The 21,204-nt window shown below is 72.5% G+C and carries 19 protein-coding genes; 4 read left to right on the top strand and 15 right to left on the bottom strand.

Annotated features, from left to right (window positions below):
• Positions 1-83 precede the first annotated feature (83 nt).
• From ACYVKF_RS04320 to ACYVKF_RS04275, 10 genes are all read right to left on the bottom strand, one after another.
• Positions 84-1,502 (bottom strand): NAD(P)/FAD-dependent oxidoreductase, encoded by a 1,419-nt coding sequence (locus ACYVKF_RS04320; RefSeq protein WP_460965108.1) that lies wholly within the window; start codon positions 1,500-1,502, stop codon positions 84-86.
• A gap of 155 nt (positions 1,503-1,657) precedes the next feature.
• Entirely contained in the window at positions 1,658-2,860 is a 1,203-nt protein-coding gene (locus ACYVKF_RS04315; RefSeq protein WP_460965106.1) for a lytic murein transglycosylase, read from the bottom strand.
• Positions 2,861-3,043: 183 nt separating this feature from the next.
• Positions 3,044-3,544, bottom strand: coding sequence for a methylated-DNA--[protein]-cysteine S-methyltransferase (locus ACYVKF_RS04310; RefSeq protein WP_056917219.1), 501 nt, complete (start codon positions 3,542-3,544; stop codon positions 3,044-3,046).
• Between the two features lie 4 nt (positions 3,545-3,548).
• The gene (locus tag ACYVKF_RS04305; protein ID WP_056915311.1) at positions 3,549-3,971 is read right to left on the bottom strand and encodes an HIT family protein; all 423 of its coding nucleotides are present in this window, start codon (positions 3,969-3,971) and stop codon (positions 3,549-3,551) included.
• A 66-nt stretch (positions 3,972-4,037) separates the two neighbouring features.
• Complete coding sequence (locus tag ACYVKF_RS04300; protein ID WP_056915312.1) at positions 4,038-4,829, bottom strand: DUF1295 domain-containing protein; 792 nt, start codon at positions 4,827-4,829, stop codon at positions 4,038-4,040.
• The gene (locus tag ACYVKF_RS04295; protein ID WP_460965104.1) at positions 4,826-6,139 is read right to left on the bottom strand and encodes a class I SAM-dependent methyltransferase; all 1,314 of its coding nucleotides are present in this window, start codon (positions 6,137-6,139) and stop codon (positions 4,826-4,828) included. The genes ACYVKF_RS04300 and ACYVKF_RS04295 overlap by 4 nt, the downstream gene beginning before the upstream one ends.
• Entirely contained in the window at positions 6,136-7,473 is a 1,338-nt protein-coding gene (locus tag ACYVKF_RS04290) for a class I SAM-dependent methyltransferase (RefSeq protein ID WP_460965102.1), read from the bottom strand. The genes ACYVKF_RS04295 and ACYVKF_RS04290 overlap by 4 nt, the downstream gene beginning before the upstream one ends.
• A complete protein-coding gene (locus tag ACYVKF_RS04285; RefSeq protein ID WP_056915315.1) occupies positions 7,470-8,201 on the bottom strand; it encodes a DUF1365 domain-containing protein in 732 nt (243 codons plus the stop codon). The genes ACYVKF_RS04290 and ACYVKF_RS04285 overlap by 4 nt, the downstream gene beginning before the upstream one ends.
• Positions 8,198-9,514: an NAD(P)/FAD-dependent oxidoreductase gene (locus ACYVKF_RS04280; protein ID WP_460965099.1), complete on the bottom strand. Its 1,317-nt coding sequence runs from the start codon at positions 9,512-9,514 to the stop codon at positions 8,198-8,200. The genes ACYVKF_RS04285 and ACYVKF_RS04280 overlap by 4 nt, the downstream gene beginning before the upstream one ends.
• 64 nt (positions 9,515-9,578) lie before the next feature.
• Positions 9,579-10,796, bottom strand: coding sequence for a heparan-alpha-glucosaminide N-acetyltransferase domain-containing protein (locus ACYVKF_RS04275; protein WP_460965097.1), 1,218 nt, complete (start codon positions 10,794-10,796; stop codon positions 9,579-9,581).
• Positions 10,797-11,068: 272 nt separating this feature from the next.
• On the opposite strand from ACYVKF_RS04275, the gene ACYVKF_RS04270 reads away from it, so the two are divergent.
• On the top strand, positions 11,069-12,067 hold the full coding sequence (locus ACYVKF_RS04270; protein ID WP_460965096.1) for a MerR family transcriptional regulator: 999 nt from the start codon (positions 11,069-11,071) through the stop codon (positions 12,065-12,067).
• Positions 12,068-12,103: 36 nt separating this feature from the next.
• Here the strand turns inward: ACYVKF_RS04270 and ACYVKF_RS04265 are convergent, their stop codons facing one another.
• Positions 12,104-14,149 carry a DEAD/DEAH box helicase gene (locus ACYVKF_RS04265; protein ID WP_082552867.1) on the bottom strand — a complete coding sequence of 682 codons (2,046 nt, stop codon included), beginning with the start codon at positions 14,147-14,149 and terminating at the stop codon, positions 12,104-12,106.
• 503 nt (positions 14,150-14,652) lie between these two features.
• Here ACYVKF_RS04265 and ACYVKF_RS04260 point away from each other — a divergent pair.
• Positions 14,653-15,462 (top strand): PAS and ANTAR domain-containing protein, encoded by an 810-nt coding sequence (locus tag ACYVKF_RS04260; protein WP_460965094.1) that lies wholly within the window; start codon positions 14,653-14,655, stop codon positions 15,460-15,462.
• 59 nt (positions 15,463-15,521) lie between these two features.
• On the top strand, positions 15,522-16,439 hold the full coding sequence (locus ACYVKF_RS04255) for a cation diffusion facilitator family transporter (RefSeq protein ID WP_460965092.1): 918 nt from the start codon (positions 15,522-15,524) through the stop codon (positions 16,437-16,439).
• 18 nt (positions 16,440-16,457) lie between these two features.
• Here the strand turns inward: ACYVKF_RS04255 and ACYVKF_RS04250 are convergent, their stop codons facing one another.
• From ACYVKF_RS04250 to ACYVKF_RS04235, 4 genes are all read right to left on the bottom strand, one after another.
• The gene (locus ACYVKF_RS04250; protein WP_460965090.1) at positions 16,458-16,976 is read right to left on the bottom strand and encodes a cupredoxin domain-containing protein; all 519 of its coding nucleotides are present in this window, start codon (positions 16,974-16,976) and stop codon (positions 16,458-16,460) included.
• Between the two features lie 11 nt (positions 16,977-16,987).
• Complete coding sequence (locus ACYVKF_RS04245; RefSeq protein WP_460965088.1) at positions 16,988-17,614, bottom strand: copper resistance CopC family protein; 627 nt, start codon at positions 17,612-17,614, stop codon at positions 16,988-16,990.
• Positions 17,611-18,345, bottom strand: a complete 735-nt coding sequence (locus ACYVKF_RS04240) for a YcnI family copper-binding membrane protein (RefSeq protein WP_460965086.1) — start codon at positions 18,343-18,345, stop codon at positions 17,611-17,613. Before ACYVKF_RS04240 ends, ACYVKF_RS04245 begins: the two co-directional genes overlap by 4 nt.
• A 142-nt stretch (positions 18,346-18,487) precedes the next feature.
• Positions 18,488-19,117, bottom strand: a complete 630-nt coding sequence (locus tag ACYVKF_RS04235) for a hypothetical protein (RefSeq protein WP_460965084.1) — start codon at positions 19,115-19,117, stop codon at positions 18,488-18,490.
• Positions 19,118-19,458: 341 nt separating this feature from the next.
• On the opposite strand from ACYVKF_RS04235, the gene ACYVKF_RS04230 reads away from it, so the two are divergent.
• Positions 19,459-21,159 (top strand): ribonuclease J, encoded by a 1,701-nt coding sequence (locus ACYVKF_RS04230; protein WP_056918296.1) that lies wholly within the window; start codon positions 19,459-19,461, stop codon positions 21,157-21,159.
• Positions 21,160-21,204: the final 45 nt, after the last annotated feature.

Here is a 21,204-nt window from a genome sequence, read left to right as displayed (position 1 = left end):
GGCTGCACCCTAGGCGAACGCCCGCCCGCGTGCCTGCGTGCGGCGAACTTCCTCCCCTGCCAACGCCGCACAGACCGGCGGTCTCAGAGGACGCGGCTGCCCTGCTCGCGCGCCTGGGCCACGGACTGCGCCGGCGGCTTGCGGTCGGCAGGCACGCGCGGCAGGGACGGGGCGTACCCGTCGCCGAGCTGTTCGATCGCCGTGCGGGCGAACACCTGCTGCTCGGTCACCGTGCGTTCGGACCGCCCACGGCCGACGAAGCTCACCGCCCAGTGCAGGAGCGTCGTCAGGCGGTGCTTGAACCCGATGATGTAGACGAGGTGCACGGCCAGCCACAGCAGCCACGCGACGAAGCCGCTGAAGTGGAGCCTGCCGATCGAGGTGACGGCGCTGAAGCGCGAGATCGTCGCCATCGATCCCTTGTCCTTGTAGACGAAGGGGCCGGCCGGCGCTTGGCCCGCGAGCCGTCGCTTGATCTGGTCGGCGGCGTAGCGCGAACCCTGGATCGCCACCTGCGCGACACCGGGATAGCCCTTGAGCGCGGCCATGTCACCGACGACGAACACCTCGGGGTGGCCCGGGAGGGTGAGGTCGTCGTTCACCTCGATGCGTCCGGCCCGGTCGAGGCTCGCGCCGGACTGCTCCGACAGCTGGGCGGTCAGCTCGGAGGCCTGGACCCCGGCGGCCCAGACCTTGGTGACGGACTCGATGCGACGCATGGAGCCGTCGGAGTCCTTGACGTCGATGCCTGTCGCGTCGACCCCGGTCACCATCGCACCGAGCTGGACCTCGACCCCGAGGCTGCGCAGCTTCTCGGCGGCCTTGGCGCCGAGGTGGTCACCGAACGCCCCCAGGACGGTCGGTGCGGCGTCGAGCAGCACGATGCGCGCGCGGGTGGGGTCGATGGACCGGAAGTCCCGACGCAACGTGCGCCGCGACAGCTCGGCGATCTGGCCGGCCATCTCCACCCCGGTCGGTCCGGCGCCGACGACGACGAACGTCATGAAGCGCTCGATCTCCTTGGGGGTGGTGGCCAGCTCCGCCCACTCGAACGCACCGAAGATGCGTCCGCGCAGCTCGAGCGCGTCGTCGATCGACTTCATGCCGGGCGCGTACTGGGCGAAGTGGTCGTTGCCGAAGTAGGACTGGCCGGCCCCCGCCGCGACGAGCAGCGAGTCGTACTCGGTGACGGTCTCGCGGTCGAGGACGCGGGAGGTCACCGTCCTGGACTGCAGGTCGATGTGCGTGACGTTGCCCAGGAGCACGCGGGCGTTGTCCTGTCGGGCGAGCACCTCGCGGGTGGCGGGCGCGATCTCGCCCTCGGACAGGATGCCCGTGGCCACCTGGTAGAGCAGGGGCTGGAACAGGTGGTGGGTGGTCTTGGCGATCAGGGTGATGTCGACGTCGGAGCGCTTGAGCGCCTGCGTGCCGAACAACCCACCGAACCCCGAACCGACCACGACGACGCGGTGACGTTGCTGGGTGTGGACCTCGTGCGACATACCGACACTCTCCTGTGAAAGACGAAGGACGGCCACCCCTGGTCGGGGGTGCCGTCCTCGATGACGCCTGCATCTGCGTCAACAACCCTATCGGCGCACGTATGCCGTGGCCTCACCTCGCTGCGTGGGCTGCGATGCGCATCACGTCGTCGGGTTCACCCCGTCGAGGAGGTCGACACGTCGCCCGACGGCTCGGGCGGAGGGACCGTCGACGCAGGGTCGGGGGTCGAGGGTGTGGGGTCCGGGACCGGTGTGGTCGTGGAGGGATCGGGGGTCGTGGGCCCAGAGGTCGTCGGGTCGGGCACCGGCGTGGTCGGCACCGGTGTCGTCGGGGACGGGGTCGGCGTGGTCGTCACGGGACCCCGGTGCGGCGTCGTGGGTGACGCCCTGACCGGCTTCTTCGCCGGCTTCTTCGCAGGCTTCTTGGCCGGCTTCTTCGCCTTCTCGGGCTCGGCGACCGCCAGGTCGCTGGCGCGACCGCCGGAACCCACCCGGAAGGCGACGTCGGTCATCGGGGCCAGCCCGTGCCGCGTGAAGAAGGTGACCCACTGCGAGACCGCGGCGACGTACTCCCCGGACCAGTTGTACGTGAGGATCGCCGAGCGCAGGTCACCGCTGCGGGACAGGTCGCGTCCGTCGCGGCACAGGTAGTCGGCGGTCGCCCGGGCGGCGTCGAAGACGTTCTGCGGGTCGCGGCGACCGTCGCCGTCACCGTCGCGCCCGGCCCAGCGCCAGGTGCCCGGCAGGAACTGGAGGGGACCGACGGCACGGTCGTAGTCACCGGCCCCGTCGTAGGCACCCCCGTCGCTGTCGTGCACGACCGCGAAGGGTCCGCCGTCGAGCAGCGGGCCGTAGATCGCCGGGGTCACCCGGTGGTCGGCGTCGACCTGGCGACCACCGATCGAGCCGGACTCGACCTGGCCGATGGCAGCGAGGTGGGCCGGGCGGAGGTGGCAGGAGGCCGGGGCGGCGGCCGCGGCCCTGACGTAGGCGGCGGCGAGGACGGCCTGCGGTGTGCCCGCCCGCGGGAGCGCGCCCGAGGAGGCCTTGGTCGGGGGTTTCGGCGGCTTGGGCGGTGCAACGGTCCGGCGGACGGCCACGACGACCCGGCCGGCAGCACCGGCGGCCGGCGCGAACGCACCGTGCGCGTCGTCGAAGGACCACGCGTCGGGGACGGCAACCACGGGAGGCGTCACCGCTGGCCCGACCGACAGGTCGACCGGCAGGACCGCCGGCGTGGTGGAGGCCTTCTCGGCGGACCCGGCCCCCGCGGTCAGCTCGTGGGCGGACGCCGTCTGGGCCACGATCGCCGTGACGAGGGCGGACAGCACCCCGAGCTTGACGAGCTGGACCCGCACCGACCTCTCCCTCCGCACGTGGAGCGGCCGGACCCGGCCGCAGCAGACCCGCCCACCCTGCCGGTCCGCGTCGCCGCCCACCTGACCGCGCGGGGGGAACAGCACGAACGGACGAGGCGCAGACCGGACACAGGCCCCACGAGCCACAGGCGCCCCACGCCGTCCCAGGACGTGGACGGCCGGTCAGAACAACCGTGCGGCCCGGGTCTCCTCGGACTCCTCGAGGGCGAGGAGGAACCGCTTGCGGTCCAGGCCACCGGCATAGCCGACGAGGCTGCCGTCCGCGCCGATCACGCGGTGGCACGGGACGATGATGCCGAGCGGGTTGCGCCCGTTGGCGGCCCCGACCGCCTGGCTGAACCCGACGTCGCCCAGTGCCCTGGCCAGGTCGCCGTAGCTGCGGGTCTGGCCGTACGGGATCTCGCGGAGCAACGCCCACACCTTCTGCTCGAACGCGTTGCCCACCGGTGCCAGGGGCAGGTCGAAGGTGGTCCGCTCGCGGGCGAAGTACTCGCCGAGCTGGCTGGTGGCGGTGTCGAAGCCGCTGTCGTCCCGCTCCCCCAGCTCGGCCGCGGAGCCGGGTGCGTGCTTCGCCCGGTCCATGTGCAGCGCGACCAGGACGCCGTCCTCGGCGATGAGGGTGAGGTCGCCGATCGGCGAGGGCACGACGGTGTGGGTCCTCATGGCGTCACCGGGGTGCAGGCGCGAGCGCGGCAGCGACCCGCCCTGCATACTCCTGCGCCTCCTCGTCCGAGGCGTACTTCGTGCGGGGCCAGAAGAAGCCGCGCAGCCCGTCGCCCTTGGTGCGCGGCACGACGTGGACGTGCAGGTGCGGGACCGACTGCGAGACGACGTTGTTCATCGCCACGAACGACCCCTGCGCACCGAGCCCGGCGACGACGGCGCTCGCCGTGCGCTGGGCCGCGCCCATGAGGACCGGGAGGAGCTCGGCCGGGAGGTCGGTGAAGGTGTCGACGTGGATGCGGGGCACGAGCAGGACGTGCCCCTTGAACACGGGCCGGGTGTCGAGGAACCCGAGCACGAACGGCTCGTCGACGACGACGGTGGCGGGCACCGAGCCATCGATGATCTGGCAGAAGAGGCAGTCCACCCCAGGGACCCTAGCCGCCGTGTCCGACACGGCCGCCACGTCGGTCCCGACGGTCGGGCGGAGGTCTCAGGCCTGCTTCGGCGGGCGGGGCAGGAAGTAGCTCGTGCGCCGACGGTACTCGGCGTACCCGGGGCGCTCGCCCATGTGCTTCTCGAGGAGCTTGGCCCCCGTGGCGAAGACGAGGAAGTAGGTCATGACGACGGGCGAGAGGACGGTGAGGACACCGGGCCACGCACTCGCGGCGACGAGGTAGATCCCCCACCAGACGCAGGAGTCCCCGAAGTAGTTGGGGTGGCGCGTCCACGACCAGAGGCCGCGGTCCATGACCTTGCCCTTGTTGGAGGAGTCGGCCTTGAACGCCTTGAGCTGGGCGTCACCGACCGCCTCGAACGTGAGGCCGACCGCCCACAGCAGCAGCCCGAGGACGGCGACCACGGTGATCCCGGGTCCGGACGCAGCGCTCACCTGGATCGGCAGGGACACGAACCAGACGGCCAGGCCCTGCACGAGGTAGACCTTCCGGATGGCGACCCACGTCGGGTTCCCGGGCTCCTTGTCGAGCATCTCCGCGTAGCGCGGGTCCTCGCCCTTGCCCGCGTTGCGTCGCGTCACGTGCCACGCCAGGCGCAGACCCCACAGCGCGACGACGACCACGAGGGCGAGGCGGCGCCACCCCGTGCCGTCACCGGCGAGGGCGGCCACGACCGCCACGACCACGAACCCGAGGCCCCAGGTCGTGTCGACCACGCTGACGCGCCCCTGCCTCGCGCCGACGACCGCGGTCGCCGCCATGAGGACGACGACCGCGAGGAGCGAGAGACCGGTGACGGCCAGGAAGTTCGAGCTGTCGAAGGTCATGACCAGATCGTAGGGCGCTGCGGCGGGAGGCCGGACGAACCGTGGTTCGGGCGGACCGACAGGATCTGGTCGACGCCCATGCGACCGTCGCGGAAGGCCATCGAGCCACCGACCAGGTAGAGCCGCCACACGCGGGCGACCTCTTCACCGACCAGGGCGACGGCCCGGTCCCAGTTGGCCTCGAACGTGTCGTGCCAGGCATCGACGGTGCGCACGTAGTGCTCGCGCAGCGCGTGCACGTCGCGCACCTCCAGCCCCGACTCCTCGATGAGGTCGACGGTCTGGCCGACGGGCCGCATCGTCATGTCGGGGGCGATGAACGACTCGATGAAGGGACCCCCACCCGGGTGCCGGCCACGCCGGGACATCTGCTGGATGAGCACCCGGCCACCGGGGCGCACGCGGTCGTGGAGGACCGAGGTGTAGGTGCGGTAGTTGCGCTCCCCCACGTGCTCACCCATCTCGAGGGAGACGACGGCGTCGAAGTCGCTGTCCGGCACGTCGCGGTAGTCCTGGAGCCGGATCTCGACCCGGTCCTGCAGTCCACGCTCGGCGATGCGTGCGTCGATGAACTTCTTCTGCTCGGCGGCGATGGTCACCCCGGTGACCTGCGCGCCGAAGTGCTCCGCGGCATACAGGCTCATCGATCCCCAGCCGCACCCGACGTCGAGCAGGCGCATGCCCGGCTGGAGGCCGAGCTTGCGGCACACCAGGTCGAGCTTGTCGCGCTGGGCGTCCTCGACCGTGTAGTCGGGGTCGTCGGAGGTCCAGTAGCCGCAGGAGTAGGCCATGTGCGGGTCGAGGATGAGCTCGTAGAACTCGTTCGACAGGTCGTAGTGGTGGTGGATGGCCTGCTTGTCGCGACCCAGGCTGTGCAGGCGCCCCTTGAGGACGGCTTGGCTCGCCGGCGGCGGGAGCGGGATCCCCAGTGCCCCAGCGCTCTTCGCGACCTTGACGATCGCGGCGATGGCCGCCGGAGTCGGGCGAATGGCGCCCAGGCCGCGTTCGTGCGCGACGGACCACACGTGCGTGAGGGCCGCGTCGAGGTCGCCCTCGACGTCGAGCTCGCCGGTGACGTAGGCCTGCGAGGCGCCGAGCTCACCCGGGTGGCGCAGCAGCCTGCGCAGGGCCCGCGGCGACCGGAGGACGACGTGGGGGGCGTCCTGCGGGCCGGCCGCGCTGCCGTCCCAGGCGGAGAGGTGCACCGGCAGGGCGCCGCCCACGAAGGGGGCGAGCGCCGCGGCGATCTCCGTGGCGACGCCCGGCTGGGTGGCCGTGGCGGTGCTGGGGGTGGTGTCTGTCGCGGTCATCGGCCGCCTTCCCTCTGGAGAACGAGCTGCTGGACATCGAGGTAGCCGGAGCGGAAACCCGCCCGCGAGTACTCGAGGTAGAAGTGCCACATCCGGTCGAAGACCTCGTCGAAACCGAGCTGGTGGACCCGCTCGAGCGCACCGAGGAACCGCTCGTCCCAGAGGCGCAGGGTCTCGCCGTAGTGCTGGCCGAAGGACAGCCGCTCCGAGACCCGCAACGAGGTCTGGGCACGGTTGACGTCCACGATGGCCTGGGTCGACGGCAGGAAGCCGCCGGGGAAGATGTACTTGTGGATCCACGTGTACGTGTAGCGCGTCGCGAGCATCCGGTCGTGCGGCATCGTGATCGCCTGGATGGCGACCTTGCCGCCGGGAGCGAGGACGCTGTCGATCTTGCGGAAGTACTCGCCCCAGTACTCGTGCCCCACGGCCTCGATCATCTCGACGGAGACGACGGCGTCGAACTTGCCCTCGACCAGGCGGTAGTCGAGCAGCTCCACGTCCACCTGCTCGGCCAACCCTGCTGCGGCGATGCGCTCGCGGGCCAGGGCCTGCTGCTCGGACGAGAGGGTGACCGACAGCACGGTCGCGCCCCGTCGGGCGGCGCGGATGGCGAGCTCGCCCCAGCCGGTGCCGATCTCGAGGACGCGGCTGCCCTCACCCACCCCCGCGGAGTCGAGCATGCGCTCGACCTTGCGACCCTGCGCCTCGGCCAGGTCGTCCCAGGCCGGGGCGGACGCCGGACGGCTGACCGTGACGGCCTCCCCCGCCACCGGTCCGCCGCGCTGCTCGTCCCCGGCGAACAACGCCGACGAGTAGCTGAGGGTGCTGTCGAGGAACGTGGCGAACATGTCGTTGGACAGGTCGTAGTGCCTCGCGATGTTGTTGCGGGTGTTGGCCGTCGAGTTCTTCTCCGTGTGCGGCATGCGGGCGACGTAGACCGCGCGCAGCTTCTGCAGCGGCTCGGGGATGAGCGTGGCCATCTGGGCGGCGAACACCTCGAGCAGGCCGCCGAGGTCCTCGGCGTTCCAGTCGCCCGCCATGTAGGACTCACCGAAGCCGATGAGGCCGTTGGCACCGACGGCCTCGAAGAAGGCGTCGGGGCGCTCGATGACCATGAGGGGTGCGGTCGGGTCCACGGCCGCTCCGCCGACGATCGCCTCGCGGCCGAGCTGCACACGCACGGGCAGCCGCTTCACCGCGGACAGGAAGATGCGTCGGGCGAGGGCACCCTCGACGACCCGGCGCGCCCTGGCGCGGCGGGTGGTCAGGCCCGGCCAGCGGACGGGGTCGATGGCGGGGCTCATGGAGAGCCCGGCGGTGGCGGTGGTCACTGGACTGCCTCCTGGTGGTGGGACGGACGGGGTTGGACCGGCAGGCGACGCAGCCACAGCCAGATGCCGTGGAGTCGGATCCGTGCCGAGACGGAGAGAGGTTCGAGGGGCTGGGTCAGCGCCAGGCGCAGGACCGTGCGGGTCGTGACGGGGAGTGCGCGCCCGGTCATCCCGGCGACGAACGCGGGGCGTCCGGGGCGTCGGAGGACGACCTGGACCGACACCCGGTCGTCGGGTTCGGGGACGGTGAGGCTGTAGGAGCCCGACACGTCGTTGAACGGGCTCACGTAGAGGGCCTTGTCGACCTCTGCCCGGCCGAACTCGTCGGCCTGCACGAGGTAGGCGTGCCGGTCGCCGTAGGTGTTGTGGACCTCGACCACGGTGCACGCGAGCGTGCCCTCGGGGTCGTGGCACCAGTAGACGCTGATGGGGTTGAAGACGGTTCCGAGCACCCGGGGCATGGCGAGCATCAGGATCCGCCCGCCGCGCAGGTCGACGCCCTTGGTGGCGAGGAAGGTGTCGAGGTTCTGGCGCAGGGTCCGCGCGGGGTCACCGAGGTGGTCGCGCGACTCGAAGCTCGCAAGGCGCTGCAGGCCACCCAGGCGCGGCAGGTCGTCGAGGTCGACGAGCCAGCTGTGGCTGCGCGTGCGGAACCGGTGGGCCACCGGCTCCTTGCGCGCGTGGTGGACCGACGTCGCGTAGATGCGCGTCGCGGGCGAGGTCCTCATCGGGCGACGACCTCCTCCGGCACTTCCTCGACGACCGCCTCGTCCCAGTCGACGCCGAGAGCAGCCGCAGCCTTGGCCCCGGAGAGCGCGCCGTCCTCGTGGAACCCCCACCCGTGGTAGGCGCCGGCGAAGGCGACCCGCGAGGTGTTGATCTCGGGAAGACGACGTTGCGCCGCAACGGATTCCGGGGTGTAGAGGGGGTGCTCGTAGCTCATCGTGTCGATGACCTTGTCCTGGTCCACGCAGTCCACGCCGTTGAGTGTGACGAGGAACCGCCGCCCCGGCACGTCGAGGCGCTGCAGCCGCGTGAGGTCGTAGGTCACGAGGACACCGGTCCCACCGGCGCGCTCGGGGCGACGCCAGTAGTTCCACGAGGCCCGGGCACCCGTCGTGCGGGGCAGCACCGACTCGTCGGTGTGCAGCTGGGCCACGTTGCTGGAGTAGGGGATCGCGCCGAGGACGTCGCGCTGGAGGTCGGTGGGGGTGCTCAACATGGCGAGCGCCTGGTGCGGGTGGGCTGCAATGACGACGGAGTCGTACGTCTCGCTGTTCCCGCTGGCGTCGACCACCAGCACGCCGTCAGGTGTCTCGGTGACCGAGCTGACGGGGGTCGCGAGGCGGATGTCGTCGATGCCTGCGGCGAGGGCCTCGACGTAGCGCTTCGAGCCGCCGGTGACGGTGCGCCAGGTCGGCGACCCGAAGACGGTGAGCATGCCGTGGTGGTCGAGGAACTCGAACAGGTAGCGGGCGGGGTACTTCAGCGAGACGTCCGGGTCGCAGGACCACACGGCTGCCACGACCGGCTCGAGGAAGTGGCGGGTGAAGTACGCGCTGAAGCCGACCCGGCGGGCGAAGGCGCCCAGGGTCTCGTCGCGGTCGGTGTCCGAAGAGTCGCGGGCCAGCACGTCGCGGGCAGCACCGTGGAACCTCTTCACCTCCGTGAGCATGCGCAGGTAGGACGGGTTGGCGAGGTTGGCGACGCGGGGGAACAGCCCCTTGGCCTTCTTCGCGCCGGCGTACTCCAGGCCGGACTCGTCGTCCCGGACCGACATGCTCATGTCGGAGTCCTGGGTGGCCACACCGAGCTCGGCGAACAGGCGCAGCAGCGTCGGGTAGGTCCGGTCGTTGTGCACGATGAAGCCCGTGTCCACGCCGACCACGCGACCGTCCACCTCGACCTCGTGCGTGTCCGCGTGGCCGCCGAGGCGGGCGTCGGCCTCGTACAGGGTCACGGGGCCGCGCGTGCTGAGCACGTGGGCGGCGGTGAGGCCTGCGACTCCGCTGCCGATGACGGCGCGGCGTGGTGCTGACATGGTGGTCCATCCGTTCAGGGGGTCGACGTGCAGGTCATTCGGCGTGCGGGGTGGGACGGATTGCCTATCGCGGGGCCGTGCCCGGCAGACGGGCAGGGGGTACGAGCCAGAGAGCCGCCCGCCGGGAGGTCACCGACACCACCGTCTCCAGCGGTCCCCGCAGGGGCACGAGCGCGAAGAACGCGCCGACGACACCGACCACGAGGACCTGGTCGCCGTAGTGGTCCGGTGACTCCCAGTCGGGCCACCAGCCCTGGGCCATCATCAGCACGTGCAGGGTGTACAGCGACAAGGTCATGGCGCCGGCCCCGAACACCGCCGCCCACACCCTCGGGTGGATCCGGGTGGCGAGCACGCAGAGCCCGGTCACGGCCATGGCGGTGCCGATCGTCTGGGCCAGGTCCAGCGGCGCGCCCGAGTGCGGGGCCACCACCGCCAGCCACCACCACGAACCGGTGGGCGTGGTCCCGCCCAGCCCGTGCGTCAACAGGGCGTCGAGGGCCCCGGGGTCCGTGGCGAGGGAGGGGTCGGGCGTCACCGTGTCGGGATAGGTCGCCGCGAGCGCCGCCCGCGCTCCCGGCTGCCCCAGCAGGAGCCGGGAGCTCGCGGTGGCCGCCACCGCGAGGACCACCCCGACGGCGAGCACCCGGGCCGCGACCACGGGCCGGGCCAGCGGGAGCCGGCCCAGCGCCATACCGGCGAGCAGGTAGGCGACCCACACGGCGGCTGGGTAGTACCCGGTGAGGAGCAGCTCGCTCAGGAGGTGGCCGGGGCGCAGGAGGTCCTCGGGTTCCGGGCTGCCGACCTCGTGAGGTGGGAGCAGGGGACGCAGGAGGTGGGCCCCGGCGGGGGCGAGGACGACCCACGCCACCGCCCAGGCCGCCAACGAGCGGGGGCCCAGCCCGAGGAACGGCAGGCCGAGGAGGAAGAGCACGGCGTACGAGGCGAGGATGACCGCGATCACGGTGGGCACGGCGCCGAGCGCCAGGCCGAGGGCGCCGATGAGCAGGGCACGGACGGCGAGCCGCACCGACGCGGCGCCGCGCTCACGGCCTCGCAGCGGCTCGGTCCGGCCGCTCGCGAGGGCGACGCTGACCCCGGCCAGCACCGCGAACAGGGCCGACGCGCGACCCCCGGCCACCTGTTGGGCCCAGGGCACGTCGTTCCCGATCCGACCGGGCAGGAGGTGGGTGGCCATCATCCCCGCCAGCGCGAGCGCTCGGGCGACGTCGACGCCGACGACCCGCCCCGGCGCGACGTCCGGGAGGACGGGCTCGCTCATGCAGTCATCCTGTCAGCAGGCTTTTGGTTCCGCGCGCCCGTCGGCCCCGACGGGTGGACCCCGACGCGCCGGAGCGAGGTCTCGGCACGTCGGGGTCGGTCGGGTGGTCGGTCGAGCCGACAGCTCCGCGGCCGCCTCGCCCCTGGTCGAGGAGGCCAAGCAGGCCCAGACTCTGTGAACAATGTTTGTCCAAGGTTGCACCCTGGAGTGATCCTGCCCGCCGCAGGAGCTCTTGTCCATACTTTGACCAACGTCGGGGCTACGCTGCGCGGGTGTACACGATCAGCCACGCCGCACGGCTGACCGGTGTGCCGGCCGCCACCCTGCGGGTCTGGGAGCGGCGGTACGCGCTGGTCGAGCCGCTGCGCACCGACGGTGGCTACCGCCTCTACGACGAGCGCGCCCTGCAGATGGTGCGCGCGATGTCGTCGCTCGTGGCCGCCGGCTGGGCGCCGCGCCAGGCCGCCGACCACCTGCTGTCCGAACAGCCCGGCCGGGACACCGACGGGACCGACACGACCGTGGCCCTCGAGACGATGACGGGGCTGCGGCCCGGACCGGGTTCGGCGCCGGGATCGGGTCGGGGCAGGAGTCCTGCACCGGTCGCGGCTCCCGCGCCGACGGAGGTGCCGGACGGGGACCCCCTGGCCGCGCTGGCGCGGGGGGCTGCCGCGATGGACCCGGGGGCGGTCTCCGCCGCGATGGTGGAGGCCTTCGCGGGCGGTGCCTTCGAGGACGTCGTCGACACCTGGCTCATGCCGTCCCTGCAGGTCGTGGGCGCCTGGTGGCGCGAGGGCCGGGTCGACGTCGCCGGCGAGCACGTCGTGAGCGCCACCGTGCACCGTCACCTGGGCGCCGCGATGGAGGCCTGCCCGCGCCACCCCGGCGGACCGCTGGTGGTGGTCGGCCTCGCCCGCGGATCGCACCACGAGCTCGGGGTGCTGGCGTTCTCGGTGGTGCTGCGCCGACGCGGGGTCCGGGTCGTCTACCTCGGCACCGACCTGCCGGCGCAGGACTGGGTGCAGGTCGTCCGTCGGCACTCCCCTGCGGCCGTGGTCGTCGGGGTGCCGATGCAGGCCGACGTCATCGCCGTCCGCGAGACCGCCGAGGCCCTGCACGCGCTCGACGCCGGGTTCCCGGTGTACGTCGGCGGGGCCGCCCAGGAGGACGTCGCCCACGGGAGCCTGCCCCTCGGGCACACCCTGCGCGACGCCGCGGACCTGATCGAGCTCGCGCTCGCCACGCACGGCTCGACGGTCCCCACGCGCTGACCGACGAGCCCGCCGGGCAGACGGCCGACCGTGCGGTCAGACGGTCAGGCGGGCCTGGAGCGCGTCGGTGAGCAGCGCCACGAGGGCCTCGAGCTGGATGTCCTCGGAGGAGGACACGTCCTCGTCCGACCCGTCGAGAGCGCGCGCGGCCAGGCCGGCCTTGGCGTCGATGAGCTGGGCGACCTTGGAGTCGATGGTCTGGGCGGCGATGATCCGCCACGCAGTGACCGGCTCCTCCTGCCCGATCCGGTGCACCCGGTCGATCGCCTGGGTCTGCTCGGCGTCGGTCCACGAGAGCTCGGCGAGGACGACGTTCGAGGCCACCTGCAGGTTCAGGCCGACCCCGGCCGCACTCAGCGAGCACACGACGACCGCAACCTCGGGGTCGTTCACGAACGCGTCGATGTTGGCCTGGCGCTGCTTGGGCGTCTGGTCACCGCGGATCGAGGAGTAGCGCAGCCCCCGCTTGGCGAAGGTCTCCTCGGCGACGTCCATGACGTCGATGTGCTTGGCGAAGAAGACGACCTTGCCGACGCTGCGCGCGAGCTGGGCGGCGTAGTCGGCGGCGAGGCCGGCCTTGGCCTGCCCGATGCGCCGCATCACGCCGAACACGTTCTCCTCCGAGGCGGAGGAGTTGGTGTCCTCGCGCTCCCAGCGAGCCACCCTGCGGACCAGCTCGTGGTCGATGCCCTCGACGAGGACGCTCGAGCGGCGGTTCTCCAGCGCGGAGTCGTAGCGGGACACCAGGCGCCGGGCGAGGTCGCGCTCGGCGGCGCGGATCGACCGACCAGCCTCGTCGTCGAGCTCGACCGGGAGGTCGGCGATGCGCCGGGCCGGGATGTCGGACGCCACGTCGACCTTGCGGCGGCGCACGATGCCGAGGTCGATGACGCTCGTGCGCGCAGCCGTGTAGAAGCCCGGGTCGGCCGGCGTCAGCCCGGTCTCCTCGAGCGCGTGCATGAGCGGGGCCAACGGCTTCTTGTCGTCGATCCAGCCGAGGAACTGCCAGATGGCGCGGAAGTCCTCGATGTCGTTGATCAGGGGCGTCCCGGTGAGGGCCATGAGCAGCGGCCGCACGGTGCGCGAGCGGATGCGCTCGGAGAGCTGCAGGACGTGCTGCGAGCGCTGCGACGTCTTGTTCTTGATGAAGTGCGCCTCGTCGACGACCATGCCGCGGAACCCGAGGTTGCCGAGCCAGCCGACGTGGCGGTCCAGCACCTCGTAGTTGACGACGACGATGTCCGCGAACCCGTCGATGGTGTCGCCGTTGCCGTGCACCACGGTCGCGGTGCGGCGGGGGGTCCAGAGGGCCGCTTCCCGGGCCCAGTTCGTCTTGACGACGTTCGGGACGACGACGAGCAGCGGGTAGGCGCCCGCGGCCTCGGCGGCGAGCAGGGCCTGGGCGGTCTTGCCGAGACCGGGCTCGTCGGCGAGCAGGAAGGTGCGGTGGCCCGCTGCGGCCGCGCCGACGAGCTGGGCCTGGTGGTGCATGAGCTCTAGCCCGGCAGGGGCCTTGACGGGGGCGTCCTCCGGCAGCTCCATGCAGGACGACGCACCGCCGTACTCGAAGGAGCGGAACAGCGGACCGAGCAGCTCCCAGCTGCTGAGCCGGCCCGTGGGGCGCTTGTGCTCCACGGCGGAGAAGTCGGGGGCGAGGAACGGGTTGGCGAGCTGGCGGGCGACGACCGAGCGGGGCACGACCCGCCGCTCGGGGACCGGGGCGGCAGAGTCGTCGACGGGTTCGGGCTCCGGCTCGTCGGGCACCTCGAACCCTGCGGCCAGCTGCATCTCGCGCTTGAGCGTCGCGGCGTCGTCGGAGACCGGGGTGTCCTCGGGCAGCAGGACCAGCAGGGAGGTGTCGCGCGCCGCGGTCTTGGCGAGGATGGTGGCCACGCCGTCGAGCCGCTTGAGCTGCTCCGTGCGTTGCGCCTCGGTGCTCTCGGCGTCGCTGCGGATCCGCGCCCGCTCCTCGCGGACCAGGAGGGCGACGACCTGGAACTTCGTCCGGCCGGACGGGCGGACCTTTCCACGCTGGGCGGCGGCCTCGACCTCGCGCACGGCGCGGGCGAGGACCGGGATCATCCCCTCGTTGTCGAGGTCACGGACCCGTCGGGGCGACCGCTGGCCCCCCTGGGCACCTCCGCGACGCGCTCCGCCCGAGCGGGCGGGACCACCACTGGCGGCACCACTGCGCGTGGCGCCGGGCTGGCGTTGGCCTCGAGCCAAGAACTTCTCCTCCGAAGGACCGCGACGAGCGGACGGGCGGACCCGGCCTGGGACGACCGGGACGATCAGGCGACGGCAGGCGTCCCTCCCGGGACCCCTCGACGCGACCCGGACCCGCCGGTCGAGCGACCGGGGCGGGGACGGAGCAGCTGCCCCCGCGGTGGGACCGGGGACCCCGGGGTGCCGCGACCGCCGTGCACCGAGCTGAGTCGGTGCGAGAGGGACGGTATGGCGCCGGGGCCGGTACTGCGCCCATCCTACCGTCCGCGGCGCCCGTGCGGGCGGCGGCCCGCAAACCCCCGTCGGGCACCCCGGCTGTGGTACATCTTTCGCACCATCCTCCGAGGCGAGAGAGCACGATGAGCACCGTCACGCCCAGCTCCCCCGTCGACCGACCCCTCCGGACGGAGGGATCCTCCCCCGTCCCCGGTGAGGCCCTCGCAGGCGCGGTCCACAGCAAGCCGGTCAACGAGGCACCCACCCAGCCGGGCCGGGCCACGGGCACCGGTGCCGCGGCCTGGGACCCGCTGACCGCCCTGACCGCCGGCACCGCCGAGCCCGCCGCGCGCTTCCGCTACGACGTCCGCAGCGGTGACTGGTGGTGGTCACCGGGCATGTTCGACCTGCACGGGCTCACCGAGGGCGAGGTCGAACCCACCACCGAGCTGCTCATGAGCCACAAGCACCCCGAGGACCTGGCCGCGACGGAGCAGACGCTGCGCAGCGTCCTCTCGACGGGCGAGCCCTTCTGCTGCCGGCACCGCGTCCTCGACACCCACGGTCAGGTGCGCGAGGTGCTCTCGGTGGGCGAGGCCGTCTGTGACGCCGACGGACGGATCGCCACGGTGCAGGGCTACTTCGTCGATCTTACCTCGGCCTTCGCCGTGGCCACCTCGCAGGCCGCCGCCGAGGTCCTCATGGTCGAGGCGCGTCGCCCGGCGATCGACCCCGTCATCGAGCAGGCCAAGGGCGCCCTCATCGCCGCCTTCCGGCTCACGGCCGGCGCAGCACTCGAGCTGCTCACCTGGCGTTCGGAGGAGACGGGCACGGACCTGGCCATCGTGGCGCGCGGCCTCGTCGCGGAGTTCCACTCCGTCCACGACGACGACCTCAGTGCAGCACGAAGGGCGTGCGCCTACCTCGGCCTCACGGCCCTGGACGAGGACTGAGCCTCCGAGACCCCCCGGGTACGATCGGGACATGACCTCCACGGACGGTTCCTGACGCCGTGGGCGGCTCCCACTCCCACTCGCACGCGCCGATCCCCGGTCACGCGGGCGCGGCGCACCGGTGGCGACTGCGGACCGCATTCGCCCTCGTCGCAGGGTTCTTCGTCGTCGAGCTCGTCACCGGCATCGTGTCGGGGTCGCTGGCGCTGCTCTCGGATGCCGGGCACATGGCCGCGGACGTGGTGGCCCTCGGCGCCGCCCTCGTGGCGACCCGCATCGCCGCGCGGCCCGACACGACGGGAAGGCGCACCTTCGGCTCCTACCGCGCCGAGGTGTTCGCGTCAGGGCTCGCCGTCCTCCTCATGGCTGGCGTCTCGGTCTACATCGTCGTCGAGGCGCTGGGACGGATCGGGACGCCGGCCCAGGTCGCGGCGACACCGATGTTCGTCGTGGGCTTCCTCGGGCTCGTCGTCAACGTCGTCTGCCTCGTCCTCCTGCGCGAGGGCGCCTCGGAGTCCCTGAACGTCAAGGGCGCCTACCTCGAGGTCGTCGCCGACACCGTCGGGTCGCTCGGCGTCCTGGTGGCCGGGGTCCTCGTGGCCGCCACCGGCAGCGCCTGGTGGGACACCGGCGTGGCCCTGGCCATCGCCGTCTTCGTCGCCGTCCGGGCCGTGGCCCTCGGTCGTGAGGTCCTCGTCGTCCTGGGTCAGCACGCCCCCGCGGGCATGGACCCCGACCAGGTCGCCAGCGCGCTCGGTGCCGTGGCGGGAGTGCGCGAGGTCCACGACCTGCACGTGTGGACGCTCACCTCCGGCATGAACGTCGCCACCGCCCACCTCGTCACCGCACAGAGCACCGACGCGCACGCCGTGCTGGACGACGCGCGCCAGGTGATGCGCAGCCGGTTCGGGGTCGAGCACGCGACCCTGCAGGTCGAGCCCGACACCCACACCGGCTGCGCCGAGGTCACCTGGTGATGCCGCCGTCCAGCTGGCTCACCGCACCTGCACCTTGAGCAGCCGCAGCGCCGGGTGGTGCGTCTCCACCTCGTAGGTCCCTGGCTGGTCCGTGACGAGGTCGAGGGTCGTCGCCGTGCCGGGCACGAGCTCGGCCTCCTTCTCGAAGCCGTGCGCGTGCAGCTCGTCCGCGTGGTCGCTCGTGACGGTCAGGCGCAACACCTGGCCGACCCGGAGCTCCACCACCCCCGGTGACGGCGAGACCTTCTTGCCGGTGACGGTGACCGACAGCTGCTTCGCTCCGGCCGGCAGGTCACCCGCGGACGAGGTCGTGGTGGTCGGCGGGCTCGTGGAGGAGGTGGACGACGTCGGGTCTCCACCGCTGGAGGCGGCGGACGTGCTCGTGGCCGCCGCCGTGGAGCTCGAGCCCCCGGTGGTGCTCGAGGACCCCGAGGTGCCGGACCCCGAGGAGCAGCCGGCGAGGGCGACGGCGATGGCGGCAATACCCACGGTGGCGCGAACGCCATGGGACGGGCGCGGGTGCTGGAAACGGGTCATGGGAGGGGCCTTCACTTTCGGAGATGACGGGTGGAGCGGGTGCGCGCGAGGGCGAGAACCCCCAGCGCCACGGCCACGAGGGCGGCGGCCAGGACCAGCCACCGGCTGGCCGTGCCGGAGGTGGCTTCGGGGGGTGTGGGGCGCGTGGTCGCCACAGTGGGGGCAGCGCCGGGTGTCGCGGAGGTCGTCGACGGCGCCGACGACGCCGACGACGACGACGCGGCACCGTCCCCAGCCACGGTGAAGGCGAACTCGTCCGAGACGGGGTGTCCGTCGTCGGAGGTCACCCGCCAGGCGACGTGGTACGCCCCCCGGGCGAGACCGTCCGCGAGGGTCTGGTGGACCTCGTCGTCCACCACCCGGACGGCACCGACGGAGACGACCCGACCGTCCGGCGCCTCCACGCGGACGACGGCGCCGACGCCGATGGGCGGCTCGTTGAACGTCAGGACGACCTCCTGGGGCGCGGTCGTGAGCGTGGCCCCCGCAGCCGGGACCGTGGAGCGGACGCGGGCATGGGCCTGCGCCGACGGCGCGAGCGCGAGGCCGACGGTGCCGGCGGCCACGAGGGCCACCAGCACCGCCCGCACCCCGGGGAGGGCGCGCCGGGTGCGCCCTCCCCGTCGCGGGCCGGTCACGCGAAGACCTCACGTCGTCGCCGTGCGAGCACCTGGCCGGCCAGGGCGGCCAGGGCCACGAGGAGCGCACCACCCGCCAGGAGGCGGCTGACGAGGTCGCCCTCGTCGCCGGAGGTCTGTTCCGCGTGCGCGGCCCGCACGTCGCCCGCCCCGGCTGACACGCCAGCCGTGCCTCCCGCCGTGGCAGCCGTCACCTCGAACTGCGGCGCCGGGTGCTCAGGCTCCTCCTGGCCGGGAGCCTGAGCCGTGGCCCAGTCGACGACCTCGCCGTCCGAGTAGGTCTGGGTGACGGGCAGCACGAGGGTGCCGGGGGCGGGCAGCGGGCCCGCGCTGATCGCGAACTCCTGGTACTGGCCCGGGGCGATCGCCTGCCCACCCCCGGCCGTCCACGTGACGGTGCGAGCGGCCTTGGTGAGCGTGCTGCCGTCGAGCGTGACGGGTGTCGGGAGGGGGGCCTCGGTGACGGCTGCGGTCCACCCCGGGACCGGTCGCACCGAGACGTGGCGGAAGGGCGTGTCCCGGGGCAGCGTCAGGACCACCTTCGTCGTGGACGCGGTGTCGGACTCGTTCGGCACACGGAACGTGAGCCCGGAGTAGCTGCCGGAGACCGTCGAGTCGGGTTCGACCCTGACGTGGGCCGCGGCCGGCCCCGCGGACAGGGAGACTGCAGCAAGTCCGCCGAGGACGACGGTGGTGGTGCGCGCACGAAGGCGCGCCGGGAAGTGGTTCATCGATGAGGTTCCTTTGCGTGGGTACGCCGGAACGCCCCGAGGCGTTGCGGACGCAGGGAGTTCGGGGGGTGGTGGGCACCCGGCCCGTCCGCGCGCCATACGCCGTCGTCGCGTCGTCGACGCGATGGGGAGGTGCGGTCGCTCAGGAGGTGGCCGGGGTGTGGACCCACGGCGGGCCCCGGCGACCCACGCTGCCGGGCACGACGGGCTCGGCCACCGCGAGGAGCAGCCGGGGCAGGACGGTCAGCGGTCGGCGCGCCGCCGGCAGCTGCGCCGCAGCGGGCGGCGTCGGCCACACCAGACCGGCGAGGAACCACACCGCCGTCTCACCGCGCGCCAGCACGAGGGCGAGGAGGACGGCGGCGAGAACGTGGGCGGCGACCATGGCCGCTCCCGACGGCCCGTGGTGCGACATCAGGCCCATGCCGTTCATCCCGGCAGCGCTGCACACCGTGCTGGCGCCGTCGACGAGGTGACCGGCGTGGGCGTGCACCACGGTGACGCACGACCCGGCGGTCCCGGCGACCAGGAACGCCTGGTGCAGGAGGACCTGGGACAGTGCCAGCACCGAGACGAGCGCGACCCGGCCGAGTCGGCGGTGCGTGACGAGCACACAGGCCCACCAGGTCACGAACAGCAGCACGCCGGTGCCAACCGCCGAGGGAGCACTCCCCCCGCCCACGAGGTGGGCGGCGAGCGAGAGTCCGTATGCCGCGACGGCCAGGCCGAGGGCACGGGTCAGGCGCAGAGCACCCGCGCCTGCCGAGACCATGCGAACCAGAGTACGCACCCGGGTGCCGGCGGCCCCTCCGGCAGCCTGCGTAGGACGCCCACCACCAGGGCTGCCACGCCGCCACGAAACTGGTCGAGCCACCCACCGACACGGGTGGACCAGGGCCGCGCGGGCGCCCCCGGATGGTCGTCGGGGCCACCTGTGCGCACCATCCCGCCGCGGACAGAGGACACTGGCAGGTGACCGAACCGGTCGGGAGCCCACCGGGCACCCGGGTGGCTCACCCCGCAGCACCGTTCAACCCCATACCGAAGGACATCGATGAACACTCCCCAGCAGGCACGTCGTGCCTCGTCCACCACGATCCCCGGCGCGGCGCGATGAGCCGCCGCAGCTCCGGACGCGGTCGCCGGACCAAGGACACGCTCGCTCCCCTGCCGAAGGGTGGCCTGCGCGTCGTGCCGCTCGGCGGCCTGGGCGAGATCGGCCGCAACATGACCGTCTTCGAGCACGAGGGCCGCCTGATGATCGTCGACTGCGGCGTCCTCTTCCCCGAGGAGCACCAGCCCGGCGTCGACGTCATCCTCCCGGACTTCACCTGGATCCGGGACCGCCTCGACAAGATCGACGCCATCGTCCTCACGCACGGCCACGAGGACCACATCGGCGGTGTGCCGTACCTCCTGCGCGAGCGGGCGGACATCCCCGTCGTGGGGTCCCGGCTGACGCTGGCCTTCCTCGAGGCCAAGCTCAAGGAGCACCGCATCACCCCGAAGACCGTCGAGGTCAAGGAGGGTGACCGCCGCACGCTCGGGGCGTTCGACTGCGAGTTCATCGCCGTCAACCACTCCATCCCGGACGGCCTGGCCGTCGCCATCCGCACCGAGGCCGGTCTGGTCCTGCACACGGGCGACTTCAAGATGGACCAGTTCCCGCTCGACGGCCGGGTCACCGACCTGCGCGCGTTCGCCCGGCTCGGCGAGGAGGGGGTCGACCTGTTCCTGTCCGACTCGACCAACGCCGAGGTGCCCGGGTTCACGATCTCGGAGGGTGAGCTGTCCCCCGCCATCGACACCGTGTTCCGGACCACCAAGGGCCGGGTCATCGTGTCGAGCTTCGCCAGCCACGTGCACCGGATCCAGCAGGTCCTCGACACCGCCCACGAGCACGGCCGCAAGGTCGCGTTCGTCGGTCGGTCGATGGTCCGCAACATGGGCATCGCGTCCGAGCTCGGCTACCTGAACATCCCGCAGGGACTGGTCGTCGACCTCAAGAAGCTCGAGAACCTCCCCGCGGACAAGATCGCGCTGATCTGCACCGGGTCGCAGGGTGAGCCGCTGGCCGCCCTGTCGCGCATGGCGAACCGGGACCACCCCATCGAGGTCACCGAGGGCGACACCGTCCTGCTGGCCAGCTCGCTCATCCCCGGCAACGAGAACGCGATATACCGCGTGATCAACGAGCTCACCCGCTGGGGCGCCAACGTCGTGCACAAGGGCAACGCCAAGGTGCACGTCTCCGGCCACGCCAGCGCCGGCGAGCTGTCCTACTGCTACAACATCATCAAGCCGCGCAACGTGCTTCCGGTCCACGGCGAGTGGCGTCACCTGCGCGCGAACGCCGACATCGCGATCCGCACCGGTGTCGACCCCCGCAACGCCCTCATCGCCGAGGACGGCTCGGTCATCGACCTCGTCCGCGGCAAGGTGAGCATCACCGGCAAGGTGTCCGCCGGCATGGTCTACGTCGACGGCGGCCGGGTCGGTGGGGCGACCGAGGAGACCCTGCACATCCGCCGGACCCTCGCGGAGGAGGGCGTCCTGACGATCGTCTGCATCGTCGACCCCGACTCGGGCAAGCTCACCGAGGACCCCGACTACATGGTCCACGGCCTGGCCACCGACACGATCGACTTCACCGACGCCACGTCGGCGATCCAGCAGGCGCTCTTCAAGGCGTCCAAGGACGGCGTGGACGACCTCGACCAGATCGAGGAGCTCGTCCGCAAGGCCACCTCCACCTGGGTGCACCGCAAGCACCGCCGCAGCCCGCTGATCATCCCCGTGATCGTCGACGCCTGACCGACCCCCGGGTATGGCGCGCGGGTCACCCGCACGCCGCCGCGA

The sequence above is a fragment of the Pedococcus soli genome, assembly GCF_054782575.1.
This window is presented reverse-complemented; position numbering and strand designations above follow the sequence as displayed.

Excerpts from the sequence above, each read along its gene's own strand:
- ACYVKF_RS04320 (WP_460965108.1), bottom strand. The coding sequence starts at position 1,502 with ATGTCGCACGAGGTCCACACCCAGCAACGTCACCGCGTCGTCGTGGTC.
- ACYVKF_RS04310 (WP_056917219.1), bottom strand. The coding sequence starts at position 3,544 with ATGAGGACCCACACCGTCGTGCCCTCGCCGATCGGCGACCTCACCCTC.
- ACYVKF_RS04300 (WP_056915312.1), bottom strand. The coding sequence starts at position 4,829 with ATGACCTTCGACAGCTCGAACTTCCTGGCCGTCACCGGTCTCTCGCTC.
- ACYVKF_RS04295 (WP_460965104.1), bottom strand. The coding sequence starts at position 6,139 with ATGACCGCGACAGACACCACCCCCAGCACCGCCACGGCCACCCAGCCG.
- ACYVKF_RS04285 (WP_056915315.1), bottom strand. The coding sequence starts at position 8,201 with ATGAGGACCTCGCCCGCGACGCGCATCTACGCGACGTCGGTCCACCAC.
- ACYVKF_RS04280 (WP_460965099.1), bottom strand. The coding sequence starts at position 9,514 with ATGTCAGCACCACGCCGCGCCGTCATCGGCAGCGGAGTCGCAGGCCTC.
- ACYVKF_RS04275 (WP_460965097.1), bottom strand. The coding sequence starts at position 10,796 with ATGAGCGAGCCCGTCCTCCCGGACGTCGCGCCGGGGCGGGTCGTCGGC.
- ACYVKF_RS04265 (WP_082552867.1), bottom strand. The coding sequence starts at position 14,149 with ATGATCCCGGTCCTCGCCCGCGCCGTGCGCGAGGTCGAGGCCGCCGCC.
- ACYVKF_RS04260 (WP_460965094.1), top strand. The coding sequence starts at position 14,653 with ATGAGCACCGTCACGCCCAGCTCCCCCGTCGACCGACCCCTCCGGACG.
- ACYVKF_RS04250 (WP_460965090.1), bottom strand. The coding sequence starts at position 16,976 with ATGACCCGTTTCCAGCACCCGCGCCCGTCCCATGGCGTTCGCGCCACC.
- ACYVKF_RS04240 (WP_460965086.1), bottom strand. The coding sequence starts at position 18,345 with ATGAACCACTTCCCGGCGCGCCTTCGTGCGCGCACCACCACCGTCGTC.
- ACYVKF_RS04235 (WP_460965084.1), bottom strand. The coding sequence starts at position 19,117 with ATGGTCTCGGCAGGCGCGGGTGCTCTGCGCCTGACCCGTGCCCTCGGC.
- ACYVKF_RS04230 (WP_056918296.1), top strand. The coding sequence starts at position 19,459 with ATGAGCCGCCGCAGCTCCGGACGCGGTCGCCGGACCAAGGACACGCTC.